The following is a 22435-nucleotide window of genomic DNA, read 5'->3' on the forward strand; positions in this document are numbered from 1 at the left end:
GCTTCCTCGTTTGCTAATTCTACCTGATTCATCGGGCACTAACTTATTCTTTACCCTTACTACTCAACACTATGGCTACCGAAACCAACAACAGCATCGACACTTTGCAAGAACTGCTGCTCTTCGTAAATGACCGGATCGAAGGCTACAAAAGAGCGGTGGAGGAAACCAAGGACCACGAACTGCAAGGCTACTACAAGCAACTCGTCAGTCAGAGCCAACAATTCTCAAAGGATTTGAACGGCCACCTGCGCAAGCTGGGCGGCGAGCCCGAAACCGGCACCACGCTCAAAGGCAAATTCTACCGCGGCTGGATGGACGCGAAAGCCCTTATCACTGGCTCCGATGAGAAAGCCATTCTGGGCTCCAACGTGTACGGCGAAGAATGGGCCCTCAAAGCCTACCAGGATGCCCTCGACGACAAAACCCTGCCCGCTGCCATCCGTACGGCGGTGGAGCGCCAGCTGCACATATCCGAAAAGACCCACAAAAAGCTCAAGAAGCTAGAGCATAGTCACTCGTAACTCCTTCTCTTCTCCCGATCCTGCTTTACAGCGGGAGCCGAATATTTGATTCGGCTCCCGCTTTTTTTGAAACGAAATGCTGACCTTGGCCGCCGCTAAGGCCGAGCTTGGCCCGCCCCCTACCATTTCATTCCGACCTTTCCCCTTATGGCATTCAAATTCAACCCGTACACGCCCGCCCCCGAATTTGCCCCCCAGGCCGCGTATTTCTCCATGGAATTTGCCCTGGATCAGGCCCTCAAAACTTACTCCGGTGGCCTCGGCTTCCTGGCCGGCTCGCATATGCGCTCGGCCTATGAGCTAAAGCAGAACCTCGTTGGCATTGGCATTTTATGGTCGTTCGGCTACTACGACCAAGGTCGCAACGAGGACCAAACCATGCGCGCCGACTTCCGCCAGAAGCATTATTCCTTCCTAGAAGACACTGGCCTCGTGTTCCCCATCATCATTCACGATGTAGAGGTGAAAGTGAAGGCCATGTATTTGGCCCCCGATACCTTCGGCACGGCCCCCATGTTCTTCCTTACCACCGATATTCCGGAAAACGACTTTATCTCGCGCACCATTTCCCACCACCTCTACGACGCCGATACGGCGGCCCGCGTGGCGCAGTCCATTCTGCTGGGTGTGGGCGGTGGCAAATTGTTGGATGAACTAGGCGTGAAGGTTGACACTTATCACCTCAACGAAGGCCACGGTCTGCCGCTGGCTTTTTATCTCTACGATAAGCACGGCCGCAAGCTGGAAGAAGTACAGAAGCGCCTGGTGTTTACCACGCACACGCCCGAGCTGGCCGGCAACGAGGAGCACGACATGAAGCTGCTCGCCAAAATGAGCTTCTTCGGCAATGTGTCCGCCGAGGAAGTAACCCGCGTGGCCGGTGTAGAAAATGACCGCCTTAACTATACGCTTACGGCCCTACGCTTCTCGCGCAAAGCCAACGCCGTATCGAAAGTGCACGGCATTGTGGCCAACCAGATGTGGGGCGAAAATGCGGGCATCTGCCCTATCATTCCCATCACCAATTCCCAAAACGGCACCTACTGGCGCGACCAGGAACTGCATGAGGCGCTGGCAGCCAACGATGACGTGGCACTAAAAGCCCGTAAGCGTGAGCTGAAAAAGCAGCTGTTTGACATTGTAGCCGACCAAACTGGTACCCTTCTCGACCCCGAGGTCCTGACCGTAGTGTGGGCCCGCCGCTTTGCCGGCTACAAGCGCGCCGACCTGATCCTGCGTCACTTTGAGCGCTTTCAGAAGTTGATTTCCAACCCTGATCGGCCAGTGCAGGTTATTTGGGCGGGCAAGCCGTATCCGAAAGACTATGGCGCCATCAACCTCTTCAACGACATCATCCGGCAAACCCGCCCGTTCAAAAACTGCGCGGTACTCACTGGTTATGAGCTGTCTTTATCAGCGGCCATGAAGAAAGGTTCGGATATCTGGCTGAACACGCCCCGCTTCCCCCGTGAGGCCTCGGGCACCAGCGGCATGACGGCCGCCATGAACGCCAGCGCCAGCCTTAGCATCGCCGATGGCTGGATCCCAGAGTTTGTGCGCCACGGCGAAAACGGCTTTATCATCCCCCACGCCGAGCTCAACCGCCCTGAGCACGACAAGGACGACTTCGAAGCCGACAGCCTGCTGACCGTATTGGAAAACGAGATTGTGCCGCTCTACTACGACCAGCCCGAGAAATTCCTGGAAGTAGTAAAAACCGGTATGCGTGAAGTTGAGCCAGAATTCGAATCGAACCGCATGGCTACGGAGTATTATGAATTGATGTACAAAGCGTAATCAACAATTAATCAAAGCAAAAGAAAGCCCCCCAGAGGTACTCTGGGGGGCTTTCTTATATCTTAGAACTACGCTCACATATTACAAGCTCGTCATGCAGAGCGGCGCGAAGCATCTCGCGTGCTGACGTTGGACTACTAAACTCAACCAAGAATACCGTCATGCTGCGCTTGTCGAAGCATCTCTACCGGTTCGTTGAGATTACTACTCGTGTAGAGATGCTTCGGCAAGCGCAGCATGACAGTTACTACTTCTGCATCAGCACGCGAGATGCTTCGCGCCGCTCTGCATGACGGGCTTTTTAATTAGTCAATCAGCAGCTCAGACGAGAACCGTTTGCAGGATAGCCCATACATTATTCGCCAGAATTTTATGTCCTTCGGCGTTGGGGTGCACGCCATCGGGCAAATTCAGGGCACGCACACCGAGCACATTTTGCAGCAGAAACGGCACGAAGGCCACGCTGTTTTTATCGGCTAGGGTGCGGAAAGACGCCTTGAATTCAGCGGCGTAGCGACCGTATTGGTGGCTACCAAAGGCACTCAGGTCGAAAGGAAACTCCAAACCCACCAGCACGATTTTGGCCTCGGGGTGCTTGAGCTTTACTAGGTCAATGATTTCCTGTAAGTTCTGGGTGGTTTCGCGAACCGGAATGCCGCGCAGGCCATCATTTGCGCCCAACGCTAGCACAAGCACACCGACGGGCTGCCGGGCCAGCACGCTGGCCACGCGGTGCCGGCCACCCGCCGTGGTATCACCACTCACGCCATAGTTCAGCGCTTTATAAGGCAGCTTAAGCGCATCAAGGCGCTGCTGAATCAGGGCTGGAAAAGCTTCGTGGGCGCGTAGTTGGTAGCCAGCCGTGAGGCTATCGCCGAAGAAGATAATGTTTTGCATACAACCGGGTTAAGGCGCTGATTACATGAGGCTTTGCACCACTGCCCGCTATTGGCTGGGGGGCTTTTTACAGCTTAGCAAAGTGCTGAGACACCAGGCGCAGGCCCGAATCGGTGCACAGACCCCGTATATAATAGAAGAACCCACTACGCATCACTTCTGCACGGGTGTATTGGTCGGGGGGAAAAAGCTCATGGTCTAAAGCCATGTTCAGCATTTGCATTAATATTTTGGTTACCAGCTCAATATCAATATCATGACGCAGCTGCTGATGAAGCACTCCTTCCTGTATGAGGTCTCGGAGCATCAGAAAGCCGTAGTTTTTTAAATGATCTTGCATCATGGTCCAGGCTTTGGGATGCAGGTGCTGAATCTCGAGCAAGGTGCTGCCTGTCACCTTATTTATCTCGTTGAAGCCATGCGCATACACAGCCAATAGGCGCTCAACGGGCGTCGAGAAATTAGCAAACAACTCCTGATGCTCCTGTTTTTGCCGCTCTAAATCGTAGGCCATGGCCTGCACGACTAAGTCGTTCTTGTCGCGAAACATGCCATAGAAAGTAGCTGGCGCTACGTGCAGAGCCTCTATCAACTCGCTTTCAGATAGTCGAGTGACGCCGTAGCGGGCAAACACTAACTGGGCCTCTTTCAGCAGATTGCTCTTAAAAGTCTGTAACATACTATAGCCATAGGAAAAGCGCGCCAGACGCGCGCATTCCTTAATTAACAAGATGATTTCTAACTTTTATCCTTCTATTTCACCAACCCTAATCCGAAGAAGAATAGTAGCTGCAATAGGTACACAAACGGCACGAGTGCATTACGTTTAGTGAACTGAGTGCGGTTGAAATAAATCTGTAAAATAAATGAAATGATAAACCAGCCCTTAAAATTGAGTAGCGGAATCAGGTCGTATTGCCATTGCCAGTAATCCAGCGGGCCGGCCATAGGTTCAATACAGGCATCGAGGCCCACCATTAGCAGGGCCGCCACCACTGCGCGCCCAATGCTGGGCAGTGGTAGGTAGCGAGCCAGCACACCAGTACAATACGTTAATATCCACCAGTTTACCCCGATCAGCAGCGGTACACCCAATAGCTTTAAGCCCAGCGTATCGCCGTAGGTGTACTGCCCAAATATATAGCCCGTGTTGATGCCTACCACTTCCACAAAGAAGCCGACCACCATCACCACCAAGCTAAACCAGATAAATGTGGGGCTATGATCGGGGTGAAAAGCCAGCAGCAGCGCCGCCGTTAGCAGCAGAGTGAGGGGTGTAAACTGCAGGAAAAAGCTGGGATCCTGGGAAAGCGCCAGGCCCAGAAAGCCCGTGACGTGAAACAGGAGCAGAATGCCCTGCGCTATGCGCAAACGGCGTTGCTCCGGATCGGTGCCCGTAGGCGGCGCGATGGGCAAGCTTTGCGTGGATTCGGAAAAAGACACAGAGAAGGAAATTATCAATTAAAACCTAATAGCGGCAATTGGCTGGCATTGGTTGTTTTTCAGAAGCAACGGGCGCTCTTTCAAACCATTACTATTAGCCCTTGATTAACTCAGCCGCTATTTTGGCCGAGAGCAAACAAAGCGGAATGCCGCCGCCGGGATGCACGCTGCCGCCGCAAAAGTACAAGCCCTCAAGTTGACGTGAAAAGTTAGGATGACGTAGAAAAGCCGCCAGCGCATTATTGGAGCTGCTGCCGTACAAAGCGCCACCAAAAGACGACGTGCGCTTCTCAATCCCACGCGGGTCCCAGACCCGCTCAGCCCGAATGAGAGGTTCTACGGCAACGCCCAACGTGCGGGTTATTTTATCAAGCACGGCGCGGCGGGTTTGGGCAATAAGTGCATCCCAATCCTGGCCCTGATGGTGGGGCACATTCACCATCACAAACCAGTTTTCGTGGCCCACAGGCGCGTCGGGGGGCGTTTTTTTGGACGTTACGTTTACGTACACCGTCGGGTCAGCGCTGACGGTTTTGTGCTCGAAAATGGCTTTGAATTCCTGCTGATAATCCTGCGAAAAAAAGATGTTGTGCAGGTCCAGCTCAGCAAATTCGTGGGCGATTCCCCAGTAAAAAATAAGGGCCGAGGAAGAGCGCGGCTGGCTGAGCGTGCGTTCGGGCGCGGGCTGCCTCGGTAGCAGCCGGCGGTAGGTAGGCACCACGTCCATATTACTGACTACCAAGCCAAAGTCATACACATCCTGGGGCGTGCGCACGCCGGTAACGCGACTCGTGGCGGTCAGGATTTCTTCCACGGGCTCATTATAGCGAAACTCCACTCCCAGCTCTTCGGCCAGACCTACAAGGCTTTGGGCAATACTATAAATGCCCCCCACAGGATAAAAAGCTCCAATTCCGTGCTCTAAATGCGGAATCAGGCTAAGGGTGGCGGGCGCCTGGTAAGGGTCGGAGCCGTTGTAGGTGGCGAAGCGGTCAAAAAGCTGCACCAGGCGCGGGTCGTTGAAGGCTTTAGCGTGGCGCTGGTGCATGGTGCCCGTGAGGCCCAGCGCCGGCAGCGCCGCTACCGCCCGCAGCACTTCGGGGCTGAGATACGTAGCGGCTTTGTGCAGCGATTTATGCAGAAATGTGCTTTCCGTGGCCTCGTAGGCGGAGGCGCTGCGGTGCAGAAAGCTCAGCACGTCGGCGGCGGGCACACCCAATTTTTCTTCTACTTCGGCGGCAAACCTTTCTTCATCGGCCCAGGCTTTCAGGCGCGTGCCGTCGGCGAAAAAGTAGTGCGTGATGGGATCAAGCCGCTCGTAGCGAAAGTGGTCCTGCGGGTCGCGCCCAGCCAGCCGAAATAAGTCGTCTACCAGTTGGGGCAGAGTAAACAGCGATGGGCCCGCATCGAAACGGTAGCCGCCGGGCAGCTCAAACTGGTACATTTTGCCCCCAAACGACTCCTGGGCCTCAAATACCGTGACGGCGTGCCCCTTGAGCGCCAGCCGCACGGCCGTAGCAATACCGGCAATGCCCGCCCCAATAATGGCAGCGGGTTGCTTGAGAGAAGAAGCGGATGTACGCTTTTTTATGCTGGTTTGCTTCACGCCAATTGGGTGTGTACGTAGCCCTGATGGGCCTAAAAATAGCTGTTCAGCAGCACGCTCCACCTACGTTGGCGAGGCACGCTGCTGAACTCTACCACTACTACACCAGAATTGTTAGTGAGCAGAACCAAATACACCCATCTTAACTCAACACTCCTGCCTTTGGGTTCACCAAAGCGCATCCGGTGGTGCACAAAGTCGGCTGGGGGGCTTTTTTACACTGCTGAAGCATTTTGCGGCTGGGCGATGGGTCGGGCATTCTGGCCTTCACCGTACACCGTAGCCGAACCAAACGTGTAGAAAGCCTCCCAGTCGACGCCCTGGGGGTCCGTAATCCAGCTTTTCTCCGATTTGGCGTAGCAGCACGTGCACTTGCCTTCCTCGCGGATAGCAGACTTGGCATTTTTGAGGCGACTATATACTTCAGCTAACTCCTCAGGGCTTTCGGCCTGAATGCCAAGGTGCTCAATGCCAGCATTTTCGGGGTGAAGCGAAATAGCGAAGTTGATGCGCGGATCTTCCAGCATCCACTTGGCGTAATCGTCCTTCAAGACGGTGGGAGCCATGCCGAAAAGTGCTGTGTAAAAGGCTACCGATTCAGTGAGGTCTTTGATGCGGACGTTGACGTGGAAGCGTTTCATGGTCGGTTTATGTGGGGTTAGAAATTAAATTCCCCGTCATGACGACCAGCCCGATCAAAAGACGCAGCCTTTTTTACTTTTTTTCTAACGTCTGTTTGTAGGTCTGCAAGGAGCCACAATCACTTCGAATCGCGAAGCCCAGCAAGTGTCCCTGCGCATCAATTTCGAGCACACAACACTCGGTGAACACATCACGTAGCATCTCCCGCCCCCGCTGAATCCGCGACTTCGTGGCCGACAAGCTCAGGCCTAGCTGCCGGGCAATATCCTGCTGCTTAACACCTTCCACATCAGCCAGGCGCAAGGGCTCGGCATAAGCCGGAGGCAGCAGCTGAATCATGGGCAGAATGTAATCTGCGGCTTCCTGATAGGCTTCGCTTTCAGATTCAGCCTCTACATCAAACCCTTCATCCAGCGGTTGCAGCCGACGATTTTTGCGCACGGCATCCACAATGGCATTATGGGCAATTTGAAACAGCCACGAGCGGATATTGGCCACCCCGGAGCGCGCCTGACAGAAGCCGTACACCTTCAGTAGCACATCCTGCAATAAGTCAGCGGCTTGCGCCTCGTCGGGCACACGTTTACGGATGTAGTTGCGGAGCGCATCCTTATGCGCCAGCCAAAGAGCGGGTACGTCGCAATTCATAGGAGCGAAGAATTAGGAAGGAGCCCAAGTTGTCAAAAAGTGCTGAATTTCCGTCACAGTCGCCCGGGCCGAACGCCCCACTCCAATTAGTGTGGCGGAGGCAAAGCCTGTCCAGCTGCCATAACCTACCAGCCACAGGCCCGGCAGCGCGGTGGCCTGGGTGCCTTCAGTAGCCACGCGACCATCGGGCTGTAGCACGCCCAGGGGCGCCAGGAATGGCAGCGCCGGGCGGAAGCCGGTGCACCAGATCACAGCATCGAAAGCTTCGGCTTCACCGGTAGACCAGATAACGCCATTCGGGGTGAATCGAACAAACGGCCGCACTGCCTGCAGCACTCCCCGTTTTCGGGCCTCTTTGACCAGATCAACCATTACCACGTCCCCTAAAGAAGGCGGGGGCGCTGCCGCAGCACCGCCCTGGGCTTGGTAGCGCTGGGTGGCCTGCGTGAACAGTACCCGGCCGTCCACGTCGTCCGGCAGAAATCGGGGCTCATGCTCTGTTACCCACTTGGTTTGGGCAACCTGCGATACTTCAGCTAAGATCTGCGCACCCGAGTTGCCGCCGCCAACCACCAGCACCCGCTTTCCGGCGAAAGGCGCTGGTGTGTGGTAGTGGGCCGAGTGCAGTTGCAGGCCACGAAAATCCGACTGCCCCTGACAGCTCGGAATGTAAGGATTGGACCACGATCCGGTGGCACAGACCACTGCCCGCGTGTGCCAGGTGCCCTGATCAGTTTCTACCGCAAACCCTACCGCGTCGCGTCGCACGGCAATTACCCGCACCGGGCGGTGTACCGGCAGTTCATAGCGTTGCTCGTACTGAGTGAGGTACTCGATTACAGCGTCGCGGGTAGGATAGCTGTTATCAGCGGGGCGCGGCATCAGCCAGCCCGGCAGCGAACTGGCGTCGGCCGGCGAAAACAGCCGCAGCGAGTCCCAGCCGTGGGGCCAGGCACCGCCCGGCTGGGGCTGGTCGTCGAGCAGTACAAACGAGTAACCGGTCCGGCGCAGATAGTAGCCCACCGCCAGGCCGCTCTGCCCCGCTCCAATCACCAGTACGTCGCGAAAAAGGGAGTTCATGTGTGGCTGTTGAGTGCTATTAATTAACTGAAATAGCGCTGCGTGAAATCCTGAGCGTACGTTTTTACCTGGTCGCGCACGGCCCGAAACTGGTTCAGAATTTCGTCATGGGTGCCGGTGGCCTTGGCGGGGTCGGGGAAGTTGTGGTGCAGCATGGTGGCGGAAGATGGAAACACCGGGCACGCCTCGCGGGCGTTGTCGCAGACGGTAATAACGTAATCGAAAGGCACGGCCGCGTACTCGTATACATGGTTGCTGGTGTGGTGGCTGATATCCACGCCGTCTTCCTGCATCACCTGAATGGCTTTGGGGTTCACGCCGTGGGTTTCGATGCCGGCGCTGTACACATTGGCTTGTTCGCCCAGACTTTGGGTTAAGTAGCCGTGCATAAGCTGGCTGCGGCAGGAATTGCCGGTGCACAGCACCAACACGTTTTTCTTATCAGGCATGGTGGTCTTGGTTGAAAAACAATTGAATCACTGATGAACAGTCCACTTAGCGAGTTGAAAAATACGGAAGGCTCCGCGCGCGACCAGCGCGAACACCACAAGGCCGATGACTAGATCAGGCCAAGCAGAGGCAGTAACATACACGAGCCCTCCAGCCACAATTACCCCTATATTGGCAATTACATCGTTGGAGGTAAACACTTGACTGGCTTGGATATGCGCCTGCTGGCTACGCGACTTTTGCAGCAGATACAGCGAGGCTGAGTTGCCCACTAGGGCCAACGCCGAGATGCCCATCATCAGGCCAAAGTCCGGCTCCTGCTCCCCGACCGCAAAGCGCCGCAGGACCTCGCCCAGACCGCCCACGGCCAGGGCAAGCTGAAAATAGCCGCTGAGCTTAGCCACTCGTTTTTGCGTGCGTACGACCCGGCTGACGGCATATAAGGCCAGGCCATATACCAGGGCATCGGCCAGCATATCCAGGGCGTCGGCTAGCAAGCCTAGAGAGTGGGCTAGAAAGCCAGTCAGGGCTTCCAGCACAAAGAAGAAGAAGTTGATGCCCAACACCGTCCAAAGCAGCCGTCGGTCGGCGGGCGCATCTTCGGTCAGATCAGTTAGGCCAGCGTCCACCGTCGCGATTAGAGCGCTGTTTAGCCGAAGTCCTTCCAGCGTTTTCGCCAAAGGCTCCACGGCACCAGTGTGAAAAATGGTCAGCTGCCGGCCCGGCAAGTCAAAATGCAGCCCTTCCACGGCTTCATTTCCCCCCAGCTTCATCCGAATGAGCTGTTCTTCGGCGGAACAGTCCATGTTGGCGACGTGGAATATGGATTTGTTCATTGCGAATGGTGGAAAATCTTCTGCTCCGCAACACGAAAATTAAGCTTGTAGGGTCACCGTTCGGCCGGCATACCAGCGGCGGCGAAACCAGAACGCCACATTAACCAAAGCAATCAGGGCCGGCACCTCAATCAGCGGCCCGATGACGCCGGCAAACGCTTGGCCCGAGTTCAGCCCAAACACGCCGATAGCCACGGCAATAGCCAGCTCGAAGTTGTTGCCGGTGGCCGTGAAGGCGATGGAAGCATTTTCGGCATAATTGGCCCCTAGCCACTTGCCGGCCACAAAGCTGACGACGAACATGATGCCGAAGTACAACGCCAGTGGCAGCGCTATGCGCAGCACATCCAGGGGAATCCGCACGATCAGCTCGCCCTTCAAACTAAACATGACCACGATAGTCAACAACAGGGCAATCAAGGTAATGGGACTGATGGCGGGAATAAATACCTGCTCATACCAGGCGTCGCCCCTGAGGCGGCGCAGTATCAGGCGCGATAAAAAGCCCCCCAGAAACGGAATACCCAGATACACGAGCACACTCTGCGCTATGTCCCAGATGCCAATGTTTACGGCGTAGCCTTTCAGCCCAAAATACGGCGGCAGCACGGTGATAAACAGCCACGCAAGCACCGAGTAGAAAAGCACCTGAAAGATGGAATTTAGAGCGACTAACCCGGCCGCATACTCCCGGCTTCCATCGGCCAAGTCGTTCCATACCAGCACCATAGCAATGCAGCGGGCAATGCCAATCAGAATCAGACCCATCATATATTCGGGCTTGTCGGGCAACAGCCAGATAGCCAGGAAAAACATAAGCAGCGGCCCCACCAGCCAGTTCAGCACCAGCGACAGGCCGATGATGCGGGTGTTCTTAAAAACGGTGGGCAGCTGCTCATATTTCACCTTGGCCAGGGGCGGGTACATCATCAGAATCAGGCCGATGGCGATGGGCACGTTCACGGTGCCGACCGTAAAATAGTCGACGGCCCGCTCCACACCTGGCATAAAGTAACCTAGCGCCACGCCCACTCCCATAGCCAGGAATATCCAGAGTGTCAGACCTCTATCGAGGCCCGAAAGCTTTTTCCGGGCTACCGCTTGGGGCGCAGGAGTTGAAATGGGAGGCTGATAGGTTTTCATACTATGGTGTTCATCAGGACAACCAGAAAAAGCCCCCCAGAATCAGGTTGCTGAAGGTGTATTAGGGGAGAGCGGCACAAGCTCGACGGTGTGGGCCACGTGCTCAGGCTGGATGATGCCTTGTGCATAGGGAGAGTTGGCGCCCGAGTCGTACTTATCGAGGTAGGCTTGGCTTATGCGCTCATTCAGCTGCAGCAAATCGGTGGGGACTACGGCCCGCACGGGCACTACCTGGTCGCCGCAGCGAATGGCACCGAGCGGGTCGGCCATGAAGGTAGTGAACCAGCTTTTTTCAGCTAATCCCCACGATCGAGCAAAAATGCGGTCATCGACCACGACCATCCAGATGTTAAGGAAAGAAGGACGCTCCTGACCAGCGCGAATGCCGATCAGGTTATGCTGCCGGATGTATTCTTGGGGTGAAAGTGCAGTAGATGTCATAGTAAGACTGGTATTATCTGGTCGCGTTAGCAGCAACCGCCGCCCGGTGTGCAGGCCGTTGCGCCTGAGTTTGCCGGCGTAGCGTCTACCAACGTGAAGGCCATAGGTGCGGTAGTCAGCACTTCCTCCGCAACCGTCGCGGCTTTGGCGGCCGACGCGATGCAGCATTGACTGCTGCTGCCGTTGGCTTGGTCATATTCTTCCTGATAGCGCGGGTCGTTGAACTCGGCGTCTTCGTGGAAGTAATACACTTCCCACTCCACGCCATCAGGGTCGTTTACCCAGAACTTGTCCTGCTTGGCGTAGCAGCAGCTGGTGCCCATTTCTTCGCGGGGCAGTAGGCCAGTTTTGCGCGCTACTTCCAAGTGTTGCTCCATCTCCTGCACCGTTTCGACCTGGAAGCCCAAGTGACCAAAGTTGCTGGCCACACGGTCGGGATTTTCAACGAAGGAGATAATCAACGACGGCTTATTTAACACATATTTGGCGTAGCCACGCCGAATTTTGGCGGCTGGCTGCCCAAAGAAAGCCGTGTAAAAGTTGACCGTAGCGGTCAGGTCAGACACGTACAGCGAGACGTGCATGCGGGGAAAAACAGCAGTTTCCATAAGTGCAGAAAGGTTAGAAATGAAGTAAAAGCTAGCAGCAAGCACTACCCGGCGCACAGCTATCCGTGGCCGTCGCCTCGACAAAAAAGGCTGTGAATTGCTGATGTACCTGGCGTAGCAGTTCGGTATTGAGGCAATAGCAAACGGTGAGGCCATCAATCTCGCCCCGAATAAGATCCAACGCCTTGAGTTCCTGTAGATGCTGCGACACCGTAGTGCGCGACAATGGTAGCTCCGCCGCGATGTCGCCGGAAATGCAGGTTCTTTTAGAAGCCAGCAACTGAATAATAGCGACGCGTGCCGGATGCGCCAAAGCTTTTGCTATGCGGGCTAGCTGCTGCTGTTCCGCTGTGAAGGCAGTGGTTTTGGCGTAAGTCATAAAGGAACCATGAAGTATGACGCAAATATACGACATACTATGGCATATGTTTACGTCATAGATAATTCTATCTATGTTTTCATGCTCTTTAGCTTGAAATTTTGCAATAAATCTCTTCTGCCTTTCCTACTCCACCGCCAGCACCAAGCCCTTCAGATACTCACCTTCCGGGTGGAACAAGCTTACTGGATGGTCGGCGGGTTGGGTAAGGTGATGGAGAACCCGCACTTGCCGGCCCGCCTCAATAGCTGCCGCCAGCACGGCGCCCTGAAATAGCTCGCGGCTAACTACTTGCGAGCAGCTGAAGGTAAACAAAATGCCCCCCGGCGCGATGCGGCGCAGGCCGGCTGCGTTCAGACGCTTATAGCCCATCAGGGCATTGTGGCGGGCCGAGAGGTGCTTAGCAAACGCAGGCGGATCGAGCACGATGAGGTCGTATTGCTCCTCGCTGGCTTTCATAAATGTGAACACATCCTGGGCATAGGCCGCGTGCTTATCTTCCAATCCGGTGAGGGCCGCGTTGCGCTCGGTTAGCTCGATGGCGCGCTTGGAGCTATCCACGGAGTGCACCAAAGTGGCACCGGCTTGCAGAGCATACACCGAAAAGCCCCCCGTGTAGCAAAACGTATTCAGTACACGGCGGCCAGCCGAGTAGCGGGCCAGCAAGTCGCGGTTGTCGCGTTGGTCGATGAAAAAGCCCGTTTTCTGACCGGTTTCCCAGTCTACGGCAAAGGGATGGGCGTTTTCGTGTACCAGATGTTCGGTGCCAGTAGAAGAGCCCAGTAAATAACCGTTCTTCGCCTCAGGAGCAGCTTTGGCCGGTACTGTTTCGGCGCTCTTATCATAGATGGCGCGCAACTTGTCGCCTAATACGGCCTTCAATGCCTCAGCTATTTGCGGCCGTGCCAAGTACATACCTGCACTGTGAGCTTGCAATACAGCTACATCGCCGTACACGTCCACAATCAGGCCCGGCAGCCCGTCGCCCTCCGCGTGAATTAAGCGATACACATCGGTAGCGTCGGCTTTCGCCGACTGTAGGGATTTTCCGGCAGTCGGCTGAGAAGAATTGTTGCCTTGAGTGGTAAGCCCCAACCGTTGGCGCAGCTGGTAAGCATTTCGCAGCTTACCCTCCCAAAAGGCGGCATCTGGTTCTGTAGCCTCGGGGCCAAAACCCAGCATACGTACCGCAATAGAGCCCGGTGCATAGTGGCCCACGCCCAACTGTTCGCCATTGGAAGCGTGCACAATCACTACCTCACCTTCCTGCGGCTGTCCCTGCATGCGGGCAATGGCGCCCGAAAATACCCACGGATGCAGGCGACGCAAGGATTGATCTTTACCAGGTTTGAGGATGACGATGGCGGGCATGGCGGCGAGGAATAAAAGAGTGCTGGGGGGCAAAAGTACGTCAAACTCGGCCCCTTCACCGAAACAGCCGCCGTAAATGGGCTGGCGTCTACAGAAACCAATACAGCAGCGCATCGAATGACCGTGGAGCCGTGCGGAGTTTTAGCTCACCACCGCCGGTAGAAGCTATCTTACCAAGGTGTTAGGCAATTGCTAGGATGGAATGCTTGAACCCGTTTTATTTAGTTTGATCGAGACTGATGTCTTACTGTTCTGGTAGCCTTTACTTATATGACGTTTACCCAGCGCTTTTTCCGGACTGCTGCACCAAAAGCACTCTTGCTGACCGCTCTGATCGGTTGCTTCCGTCAGGACCCGGCACCCTCCAATCAAACAATCCTCACCTGGACCGTTGATGACCGAACCGCGTCGACATCTTTCGCCATGCAGACGACGGACGGCCCTGATATTACAGTTGAAGGAAGCCTGGACGCTTCCCGGGGGGGCGCAGGGATAACTTTGCGGATGCCTAAAAGGCTAGGAACTTATACTCTGGCGCCGAATAGCTGGAATGTGTATGCGGCGCACTCCGGCGATGGCCTCTGCCGCTCGACCAACGGCTCCATTACTGTTTCTACCCTGACAGCGCCGTTACAAAGGGCACTTTCACCTTTACAGGCACGGGCAATATCAATCCATCCCTCACGAAAACTATCACTCAGGGCGCTTTCAGCGTTGCTTTATAAGGGAACTACGAAAGCACGAGTTAGCCGACAATTTCCAGCAGCCCACTTGTCTACCCTTACGATGAGTAGCGAGAAAGGGTAGACAAGTGGGCTGCTGCCCAGCTTAGATACGTATTATTCCTCACCGAAACAGCCGCCGATAAATAGGTTTGCGCCAGGCAAATTGCGCCCACATCACGGGGTAGAGCAGCGCATCCAGCACCGGCGAGGCCGTTCGAAATTCTACGGCATCAATAATCTCGGTGCCGCCGTCGGGGGCGGGCTGCATGAGGTGGCGGTGGCGCCAGAAGCGCAAGGGTCCCGGTAACTGCTGGCCTTCATCCACGAAATAATGGGTGCCATCTGGCAGGACGCCGTCGTCGGTAATCAGGCTGGTCCAGCGTTGGCTGATGGGGCCAACACCCAGTTCAATCTCCACTTGGTCGCCCCGGCGGCTGCCATCGAAGCGCTGCAGGCGCATCGGAGGAAACGGGGGGGCTAGCTGCAGAAATAGCTCGCGGGTGAAACCGGCCATAACCTGAGCGGGCGGCTGCGCTACATGTGTGCGGAGAGTAAGATGCATAGCATCAAACAGGTAGCTGCGAGGTTAGGTTACAACTATCGCATACGCTGTTAACTCGGTCAATGTATAGTAATTTGCTCCTATGCTACACCTAATTCGGACCACCTCTGATAACCCCGACTTTCGGGCGCTAGTGCAACTGCTCGACCACGATTTGGGGGAGCGCGACGGCGCCGACCATGCCTTTTATTCCCAGTTCAACAAGGTTGACTCTATTAAGCACGTAGTAGTCGTATATCAGCAGGAAGATCCGATTGGATGCGTGGCGTTCAAGGAGTTTAGCGGCGAGCTAGTGGAAATCAAGCGCATGTATGTACAGCCAGCCTGGCGCGGCCAAGGCGTTGCGGCGGCTATTCTGGCGGAACTGGAGCAGTGGGCACGCGAACTACACTATAAAGGCTGCGTGTTGGAAACTGGAATGAAGCAGCCCGAAGCCATCCGCCTTTATGAAAGAAGCGGCTACCAACGCATCCCCAATTATGGGCAATATGTGGGCGTTGAAAACAGCGTGTGCATGCAGAAAGGGCTGATGTAGTTACGAAATCACGCTACTTCAGCTGCATAATCGCAGCCATGGTTTCCATTCCATCCCAGAGGTTACCCAACCGAATATTCTCGTTTTCGGCGTGCTGATTGTTATCGTAGTTCGCAACGGGCACGGTGAGCGTGGTCGCGTTTATTTTCTTGAACACGTGCAGCGGGAGGCTGCCACCGGAAGTAGGCACCTGTACTACTGGCTGTGTGCTTGTGCGCTGCACGGCGGCCACTACTTCCTGAGCCAGAGGCAAATCCATGGAAGTGCGCTCGGCATTGTAGCCCGTGTGAGGTGTGAGGCGCACAATGCGCGGATAGCGGGCGCGCTCGGCATCGGTGGGCTCCTGGGTTGTTACGAAAAAGCCCTGGCGTCGAATGTGGCTCACCACTTTGGCTACCTGCCGCTCCCAGTCATTGCCAAGCACGAGGCGCAGATCCAGAGTAGCCTCGGCGGTTGTAGGAATCACGTTGGCCGCCTGCGCGCCTACATTGGCACTGCGCATTCCATTTATATTTAGGGAAGGCTGATTGATTAATTCATTCAAACTTTGCCCCCCACCATTGGCCCGAGCAAAACCTAGCTCCTGCTGTATCTGCGCGTCGAGGTTGGGCACGCGGCTCAGGACTTGTTGCTCCTTGGCGGTAAGCGGAGTTACGTCGTCGTAAAAGCCAGCAATGGTCACGCGGCCGGTGCTATCCTTCATAGAAGCCAGCAGCTGGGCCATAAGCAACGCTGGATTTGGTGCCCAGTTGCCGTAGTGCCCGCTGTGCAGAGGCCGCTTCGGGCCGTACACGGTGAGGCCCACATTCACGTCGCCGCGGGCGCCGAACACCACCTGCTTCTGCCCCGACTGATGCACGGGCCCGTCGCAGATAATCCAGAGGTCGGAGGCGAGCAGGGCGCGGTTGCCTTCCACAATCTCGCTCAGGTGCGGTGAGCCTTTCTCTTCTTCGCCTTCAAAAAAGAATTTGATGTTGACGCCGGGCCGCTGCTTGCTTTGCACCAAAGCTTCGTAGCCTGCTAAGATGGCCATCACACCGGCTTTGTCGTCGGAGCTGCTGCGGGCATAGAGGCGCCAGTCCGGCTTTGACGTTTCGCCAGTCTGCATCATCGGAATAAATTGCCCCCCATGAGTCAAAGCGGCGCTGGTTAGCTGGGGTTTGAAAGGACTTAACCCGCTGGCCCACTGCGCCGCATTAACCGGCTGACCATCGTAGTGCGCATAAAATATAATAGTACGCTTTGCGCCGGGCGTACGCACCTCGCCATACACGGCGGGCGGCACTCCTGGGGCCTTCGCTTGCAATAACTGTCCTTTGATGCCCCGCTTCTGCATCATGCTCAAAATGAAACCGGCCGTCTGGCGCAGATTAGCGCTATCCGCGGCCACATTTGGAATGGTCAGAAACTGCATATACTCTGTCAGCAATGGTAATTCGTGAGTCTGGCGGTACCGCCGCACCTTTTGCACCCCCGAATCGGGGCCCGCAAATCCTACCAAAGTCAGGAGCAAAATCAGACTCGCCGTGTATTGTTTTTTCATAGCAACTAGCTGGGCACAAAGTGGGCACAGCCGCGAACAAGGTAAGAGGCGACAAGCAAAAAACCATATGTCATGAACTAGCCTTACTTTCACTTTTCTTAGCCCATTCTCCTATGAACCGACTACTACTTCTTTTCTGCGGCCTTTTTCCTTTCCTGGCCTCGGCGCAGGTAGATACCGACATTTATCTGGTCGACTTGTCGGTGAAAGGCAACACGGTAGTGCTGTCCAATCCGCGCAACATTACGCCGCACAAAGGCTACGATAACCAGCCTTTTTTCCACCCTACGCTGCCGCTGCTCTACTACTCCTCCAGCACGGACAGCAGCCGTACCGATCTTAAATCTTACAACTATAAAACGGCCCAAACGCAGCAGATTACGGCTACGCATGAGCGGGAATATTCGCCCCTGCTCACGGCCGACCAACAGTCTCTCTCCTGCATTATTCAGCGCGACAATGGGCAGCAGGACTTAGGTAAATACCCCCTGGCGGGCGGGCCACCTACTGTTTTAATAGACAAGTTGAAAGTTGGGTATCATGCCTGGATTGACCAATCGCGCCTGCTGGTATACGCGCTGGCAACGCCCAGCAGTGAGTTGCACTACCTCAACCTGGCAACCAACAGCGACACTATCATTGCCCGTAACATTGGCCGCTCGCTGAAACAAATACCTAATCAGGCCGCCCTCAGCTTCCTGGAGAAAACGCCGGACGGCAAGTGGCTAATCAAGCGGTTTGATACTAACACTAGGGCTATCAGCATTCTTGGTCCGGCGCTAGAGGGGTCCGAAGATTTGGCCTGGACAAAAAATGGTCTGATGCTGATGAGCAACGGGCAGCAGATTTACGCCTGCCGGCCTGGGCACCGCGATGGCTGGAAGCCAGTGAAGATGACTGGAACGACTTCGGGCCTGAATAAAGCCAGTCGGTTGGCCATTAATGCGGCCAATAATCAGATGGCCGTGGTGGTCAGTGAGTGACCGTAAGCGGCAGCCAGCTTGAGCGGACCAATTGAGGAGCATTGCCATGCCGAGCGTCCCATTCGGCGGCCAACGTGGGCAAGCGTCCCGATCCATCAGTGAGCCAGTCCATAGCCGATATAGAGTCGGGAAAGTACTGCGCGTCGAAGCGGATACCCGGCTGCACCAGATCGTGTAGGGCGTCGATAGCCAGCTGATTATGAACCCGAAAGCTGTCGATTACCAGCACCAGCCGCTCGAGCGTCAGCGTCACCAGCTCGGGCATCCAATGGTCGCCGAGCCACACCTGGTCGGCTAGGGATAAGTCGGGTACTGTATTCATATCGAGTAGCAGATGGCGCACGCTCAAGGTGCGGATCAGACCCAGCAAGTGCTGTGAGCTCGTATGGAGTTCGCTCATGTCGGGGCCACTTATCCATTCCAAGCGCAGTACACTTAGCACTTGGTCGTATTGCAAACAGAAATGGGGAATGCTGCGGATAATCACAAGAGGAATCAGAAGACGTAGCACCGACCGTCGCTGCCGCAACTCAAGAAACAGAAATTGGGCCGAAAGGCGTCGGCGCCGGCTAAGCCTACATTTTAGCCGAATTTGCTCCTGCTAAGTGCGCTCCTGCAACATGTAGTTGCGCTACCGTGGCAAGTAGAAAAGCCCCCCAACGTATATTTTCTGTCCTACGATAAACAAAGCTCTCAATGCTTAACGTGACAAAGCCCGCACTTTGGGAGTGCAGGCTATCAGACAATGCTTTGCTGGTTCAGCTATTGATCAGCTATAGAATCAGGAAGCGAAGTGGGAAGGGGAATTTAATTACTAACGGACTGTGAAGCCTTTAGCTTCCCAAACGGGCACGTTTTGAGTGCGCACGAAGCGCGTTTCAACGTGGCCCCAAGCGTCTTGCTTGTACATCACCGTTTTGCCTTGCTCACGAGTGTGCAGAGAAAGCAGATGATCGGCATGCGACATTGCGGGGCCAGTAGTTTCGATGGGTTTGCGCGCCCGTGGGCGCTTAACTGAAGTGGACATAAACAGCTAACGTCAAGACTGGCCAAAAAGGGTCAGTCTGGTTAATTTAAATTTTTATTTCTACGAATAATAGCGCTTCTGAGGGCGTACAACCCGATTTGTGATCTGTATAAGGGCACACTCTACGTTGTCATCACTACCCATACACCGGTTGAACACCATCAACTATAGGTTGCGGCTCAGATAGTAATGTGCTTCGTTTGCCTGATCGTGGGGGGCAAATTTGCTCCCTGCAACAAGTCAACGTATTATACAAGGTCCGGGTTTTTTTCTTATTTATCGCCGGCAGCTGTTCAACTTCCTGTCAGTGGCGGTTTTCCCGGTGCCTTTGTAAGAGAAAAAAGTGCAGCTAATTGTGTATCTTCTCTTACCCAAACGCAACCCCAGCCGTGGTTAGCGGCGAAGCCCTGTTGTGCGCGGGCCGCTATGTTCTATCAACTAATCTATGTCAGCCGAGCTGTAGCGCCCTTGAGCGCAGAGGCTATGCAGTCCTTGGTTACGCAAGCCCGCAACTTCAATTCTATCCATCATATTACAGGGGTTTTATTTTATGATGGTGAGCACTTCGCTCAAATATTGGAAGGAGCGGAAACGGAGGTAGAGAACTTATTCGCCCGCATTCAAGCTGATACCCGGCACCGGCAGGTAACCGTAGTTACGCGCTCTCGAAGGCCGCGGCGCGAGTATCCGCACTGGGGTATGGCCGGGCACTTGCTGGCGGCGTCACAGTTTGCCGAATTAGTAAAATGCCTGCCCGAAGAGACTGAGCAGTCCGCGCCCCGGTCGTTGCGCGTCCGCCTGGAGCCCTTTGTAGCGCATAGTCCTCGGCTGTAGTGCCATGCTCAGCCATTAGGAATAAACAAGTTTTCCAGCGCTGCTTTAAACTCCGGGGTATCGTACTCCGCCATTCCGTCGTGGCGGGCGGCTACCTGTCCATCGGGGCCAAGAATGACGGTAGAAGGAATAGCGCTGGAATTGAAGGGTGCCGGCAGCGGACCCGTAGGAAAATATACGGGGAAAGTATAGCTACGCCGCTTGAGCAACGCCTGCGCCTTTGCCGGTTTTTCATCGAATGAAATCATTACAAAAGCGACTTTTGTCTTATCTACTTTCTCATATAAAGCGTGTATGCCCGGCATTTCGGCCACGCAGGGCGGGCACCAACTCGCCCACATATTCACAAATACTACCTTCCCTTTCAGCTCACTCAAATTGACATTTTTGCCCCCCAGCGCGACCAGAGGCAGATTATGGGGATAAGCCGCGCCGCCTGCGGGCGTTATTTTATCTTTTGGCGCACCATTAGTTAACGTCGGCAGATCAGGTTTCCATAGCCCGGTAGCCAGCAACCCGCGCTGCATGCCTCCCAATATAATCGGCCGCAGGTCGGTGAGCAGAACGAGGGCCAGAACGGCGAAAGGAAGCCATTGCAGCAGGTTTTTACGATTCATAGACGGATAGTTAAGAAGAAAACAGCGAGGAAAGCCAAAAGCTGCCGCATTATGCCCGAACGGGCTGAGACTTAGCCAGAACAGAAAGTTAGCTTACCGTCACCACCAGCGGCTCAGTATTCAGAGTAATTGTGCCTCTCCTCTTAGATTTACGTTATTGCAATGCATGTTTCAACGCTTCCACGCTACTAGCAACACTCGTATCTGCATAGTCGTGCTGCTCAACGATATATTCTGTGAGCGCTTGCAGCTGGGAGTCCATGGATAGGACAGACACGACTAACTCGCTCGGCGAGTTGGCGCTGCTGTTTCTACGCTTGGGCGCTACTGCCTTTGGCGGACCCGCGGCGCATATTGCCATGATGGAGGAAGAAGTCGTGCGTCGGCGGGGCTGGCTTACCCAGGAGCGGTTTCTGGATTTGCTTAGCGCGGCCAACCTCATTCCCGGCCCCAACTCCACTGAACTGGCTATCCACATTGGCTACGAGCGGCGCGGCTGGGCAGGACTGCTGGTGGCGGGCACCTGCTTTATTCTGCCGGCAATGCTCATTGTTATGGCTTTTGCCTGGGCCTACGTGCGCTTCGGCACCTTACCAGCCATGAGCGGCGTGCTTTATGGCGTGAAGCCGGTTATTGTGGCGGTGGTCGTGCAGGCACTCTGGAGCCTGGGGCGTTCGGCGCTCAAAACCAAAACATTGCAGCTGCTGGCCGTTGTTGGACTGGCATTGGCGCTATGGGGCGTAAACGAGTTGCTACTCCTGTTTGGTGCCGGTGTAGCGATGGGTGCCCTGCGCTGGCCAACGCTGGAAACCAAAAAGGTGCCTCCAGCGCTACTGCTGTTGGTGGGCACCGTGGCGGCACTGGCTTTGATGCCGGCGGTTTTTGGATTAAGGCCAAATGAAGCAGCCGGTAGCGCTCCACTGGGCTTGGGACCGCTTTTTTTGGTGTTCGTCAAAATTGGCTCGGTGCTTTACGGTAGCGGCTACGTGCTGTTGGCCTTCCTCGATGCCGACTTAGTGCAACGCTTTCACTGGCTTACTCAGGCGCAACTGCTCGACTCAGTAGTGGTCGGACAGGTCACGCCGGGGCCGGTATTCACGACGGCTACCTTCGTGGGCTACGTGCTGTTGGGCTGGGCAGGAGCATTAGTGGCCACGGGGGGCATTTTTCTGCCCGCCTTCTTTTTTGTTGGCTTAAGTATTCCGCTTTTGAAGCGTTTGCGACAGTCGCCCTTAGCTGGTGCCTTCCTCGACGGGCTTAATGCCGCTTCTTGGGCTCTTATGGCCGCCGTTTCATTCACGCTCGCCCGTACGGCGATTGTGGATGCACCTACTATAGTGCTTGTTGTGGTCAGCGCTGTGCTTCTATTGCGGTATAAGGTCAACTCGGCGTGGCTGGTGCTGGGAGGGGCAGTAGTTGGCTACGGCTTACACGTGTTGCCTTTGGCAGGATAAAACACGCTGAGTATTAAACTGAATGTTACTAACCTAGATGTATATAACGAAGAATAATCACTGGTGCTCATCTCCAAACGAAAAAGCTACGAGACTTTCAATGCTCTTCACTTCCGGCTTTTTTGTCTCTTGCTTGAGTTACGTCACCAGAGCTAGTATATGGCAGGGTTGCTAATTGGCCTTAACCAGCATCACATGTGCGGCTTGCGAGCGGGTCGGAATTCCTTTTCTAACTTATAGCTGGCGCGCTGAGAATAAGAATCTATTTTTTGTGCTCGCTATTGCGGTGA

25 protein-coding genes are annotated in these 22435 nt (G+C 55.1%); 6 read left to right on the forward strand and 19 right to left on the reverse strand.

What is annotated here, in order from left to right; genetic code table 11:
- The first annotated feature begins 71 nt into the window (after positions 1–71).
- The gene (locus tag H8B13_RS15200; protein ID WP_187311678.1) at positions 72–524 is read left to right on the forward strand and encodes a ferritin-like domain-containing protein; all 453 of its coding nucleotides are present in this window, start codon (positions 72–74) and stop codon (positions 522–524) included.
- A gap of 147 nt (positions 525–671) precedes the next feature.
- A complete protein-coding gene (gene glgP / locus H8B13_RS15205; protein WP_187311679.1) occupies positions 672–2321 on the forward strand; it encodes an alpha-glucan family phosphorylase in 1650 nt (549 codons plus the stop codon).
- A 321-nt stretch (positions 2322–2642) separates the two neighbouring features.
- On the opposite strand, the gene H8B13_RS15210 is transcribed toward glgP, so the two are convergent.
- The 15 genes from H8B13_RS15210 to H8B13_RS15280 all read right to left on the reverse strand — a co-directional run bounded on the left by H8B13_RS15210 (position 2643) and on the right by H8B13_RS15280 (position 15152).
- A complete protein-coding gene (locus H8B13_RS15210; protein ID WP_187311680.1) occupies positions 2643–3218 on the reverse strand; it encodes an arylesterase in 576 nt (191 codons plus the stop codon).
- A gap of 67 nt (positions 3219–3285) precedes the next feature.
- Complete coding sequence (locus H8B13_RS15215; RefSeq protein ID WP_187311681.1) at positions 3286–3897, reverse strand: TetR/AcrR family transcriptional regulator; 612 nt, start codon at positions 3895–3897, stop codon at positions 3286–3288.
- A 74-nt stretch (positions 3898–3971) separates the two neighbouring features.
- Entirely contained in the window at positions 3972–4661 is a 690-nt protein-coding gene (locus tag H8B13_RS15220) for a carotenoid biosynthesis protein (RefSeq protein WP_187311682.1), read from the reverse strand.
- 94 nt (positions 4662–4755) lie between these two features.
- Positions 4756–6267, reverse strand: a complete 1512-nt coding sequence (gene crtD, locus H8B13_RS15225) for a 1-hydroxycarotenoid 3,4-desaturase CrtD (RefSeq protein ID WP_315985149.1) — start codon at positions 6265–6267, stop codon at positions 4756–4758.
- Positions 6268–6482: 215 nt separating this feature from the next.
- On the reverse strand, positions 6483–6908 hold the full coding sequence (locus H8B13_RS15230; RefSeq protein ID WP_187311683.1) for an ArsI/CadI family heavy metal resistance metalloenzyme: 426 nt from the start codon (positions 6906–6908) through the stop codon (positions 6483–6485).
- 73 nt (positions 6909–6981) lie between these two features.
- Positions 6982–7557, reverse strand: a complete 576-nt coding sequence (sigZ, locus tag H8B13_RS15235) for an RNA polymerase sigma factor SigZ (protein ID WP_187311684.1) — start codon at positions 7555–7557, stop codon at positions 6982–6984.
- A 12-nt stretch (positions 7558–7569) separates the two neighbouring features.
- Complete coding sequence (locus tag H8B13_RS15240; RefSeq protein WP_187311685.1) at positions 7570–8637, reverse strand: ArsO family NAD(P)H-dependent flavin-containing monooxygenase; 1068 nt, start codon at positions 8635–8637, stop codon at positions 7570–7572.
- Between the two features lie 23 nt (positions 8638–8660).
- Positions 8661–9086: an arsenate reductase ArsC gene (locus H8B13_RS15245; protein ID WP_187311686.1), complete on the reverse strand. Its 426-nt coding sequence runs from the start codon at positions 9084–9086 to the stop codon at positions 8661–8663.
- A gap of 27 nt (positions 9087–9113) precedes the next feature.
- Complete coding sequence (locus tag H8B13_RS15250) at positions 9114–9923, reverse strand: cation transporter (protein WP_187311687.1); 810 nt, start codon at positions 9921–9923, stop codon at positions 9114–9116.
- A gap of 39 nt (positions 9924–9962) precedes the next feature.
- Positions 9963–11066, reverse strand: coding sequence for an ACR3 family arsenite efflux transporter (gene arsB / locus H8B13_RS15255; RefSeq protein WP_187311688.1), 1104 nt, complete (start codon positions 11064–11066; stop codon positions 9963–9965).
- Positions 11067–11108: 42 nt separating this feature from the next.
- Positions 11109–11507 (reverse strand): DUF2255 family protein, encoded by a 399-nt coding sequence (locus tag H8B13_RS15260; RefSeq protein ID WP_187311689.1) that lies wholly within the window; start codon positions 11505–11507, stop codon positions 11109–11111.
- Positions 11508–11533: 26 nt separating this feature from the next.
- Positions 11534–12115: an ArsI/CadI family heavy metal resistance metalloenzyme gene (locus tag H8B13_RS15265; RefSeq protein WP_187311690.1), complete on the reverse strand. Its 582-nt coding sequence runs from the start codon at positions 12113–12115 to the stop codon at positions 11534–11536.
- A gap of 31 nt (positions 12116–12146) precedes the next feature.
- The gene (locus H8B13_RS15270; protein ID WP_187311691.1) at positions 12147–12494 is read right to left on the reverse strand and encodes an ArsR/SmtB family transcription factor; all 348 of its coding nucleotides are present in this window, start codon (positions 12492–12494) and stop codon (positions 12147–12149) included.
- A gap of 126 nt (positions 12495–12620) precedes the next feature.
- A complete protein-coding gene (locus H8B13_RS15275) occupies positions 12621–13865 on the reverse strand; it encodes a class I SAM-dependent rRNA methyltransferase (protein ID WP_187311692.1) in 1245 nt (414 codons plus the stop codon).
- A gap of 846 nt (positions 13866–14711) precedes the next feature.
- The gene (locus H8B13_RS15280; RefSeq protein ID WP_187311693.1) at positions 14712–15152 is read right to left on the reverse strand and encodes an SRPBCC family protein; all 441 of its coding nucleotides are present in this window, start codon (positions 15150–15152) and stop codon (positions 14712–14714) included.
- An 82-nt stretch (positions 15153–15234) separates the two neighbouring features.
- Here H8B13_RS15280 and H8B13_RS15285 point away from each other — a divergent pair, with 82 nt between their 5' ends.
- The gene (locus H8B13_RS15285; RefSeq protein ID WP_187311694.1) at positions 15235–15687 is read left to right on the forward strand and encodes a GNAT family N-acetyltransferase; all 453 of its coding nucleotides are present in this window, start codon (positions 15235–15237) and stop codon (positions 15685–15687) included.
- Between the two features lie 13 nt (positions 15688–15700).
- On the opposite strand, the gene H8B13_RS15290 is transcribed toward H8B13_RS15285, so the two are convergent.
- Complete coding sequence (locus tag H8B13_RS15290) at positions 15701–17230, reverse strand: M20/M25/M40 family metallo-hydrolase (protein WP_187311695.1); 1530 nt, start codon at positions 17228–17230, stop codon at positions 15701–15703.
- Positions 17231–17343: 113 nt separating this feature from the next.
- Here H8B13_RS15290 and H8B13_RS15295 point away from each other — a divergent pair, with 113 nt between their 5' ends.
- Positions 17344–18213 carry a hypothetical protein gene (locus H8B13_RS15295; protein ID WP_187311696.1) on the forward strand — a complete coding sequence of 290 codons (870 nt, stop codon included), beginning with the start codon at positions 17344–17346 and terminating at the stop codon, positions 18211–18213.
- On the opposite strand, the gene H8B13_RS15300 is transcribed toward H8B13_RS15295, so the two are convergent.
- A complete protein-coding gene (locus tag H8B13_RS15300) occupies positions 18203–18700 on the reverse strand; it encodes a hypothetical protein (RefSeq protein ID WP_187311697.1) in 498 nt (165 codons plus the stop codon). The two genes, H8B13_RS15295 and H8B13_RS15300, sit on opposite strands and share 11 nt — an antisense overlap.
- A gap of 327 nt (positions 18701–19027) precedes the next feature.
- A complete protein-coding gene (locus H8B13_RS15305; protein WP_133274492.1) occupies positions 19028–19240 on the reverse strand; it encodes a hypothetical protein in 213 nt (70 codons plus the stop codon).
- Positions 19241–19666: 426 nt separating this feature from the next.
- On the opposite strand from H8B13_RS15305, the gene H8B13_RS15310 reads away from it, so the two are divergent.
- Positions 19667–20074 (forward strand): BLUF domain-containing protein, encoded by a 408-nt coding sequence (locus H8B13_RS15310; RefSeq protein ID WP_187311698.1) that lies wholly within the window; start codon positions 19667–19669, stop codon positions 20072–20074.
- Between the two features lie 8 nt (positions 20075–20082).
- Here the strand turns inward: H8B13_RS15310 and H8B13_RS15315 are convergent, their stop codons facing one another.
- Positions 20083–20691 (reverse strand): TlpA family protein disulfide reductase, encoded by a 609-nt coding sequence (locus H8B13_RS15315; protein WP_187311699.1) that lies wholly within the window; start codon positions 20689–20691, stop codon positions 20083–20085.
- Between the two features lie 260 nt (positions 20692–20951).
- On the opposite strand from H8B13_RS15315, the gene chrA reads away from it, so the two are divergent.
- Positions 20952–22145, forward strand: a complete 1194-nt coding sequence (gene chrA / locus H8B13_RS15320; protein ID WP_187311700.1) for a chromate efflux transporter — start codon at positions 20952–20954, stop codon at positions 22143–22145.
- Positions 22146–22435: the final 290 nt, after the last annotated feature.

It is taken from the genome of Hymenobacter sp. BT188 (assembly GCF_014333585.1).
GTDB lineage: Bacteria > Bacteroidota > Bacteroidia > Cytophagales > Hymenobacteraceae > Hymenobacter.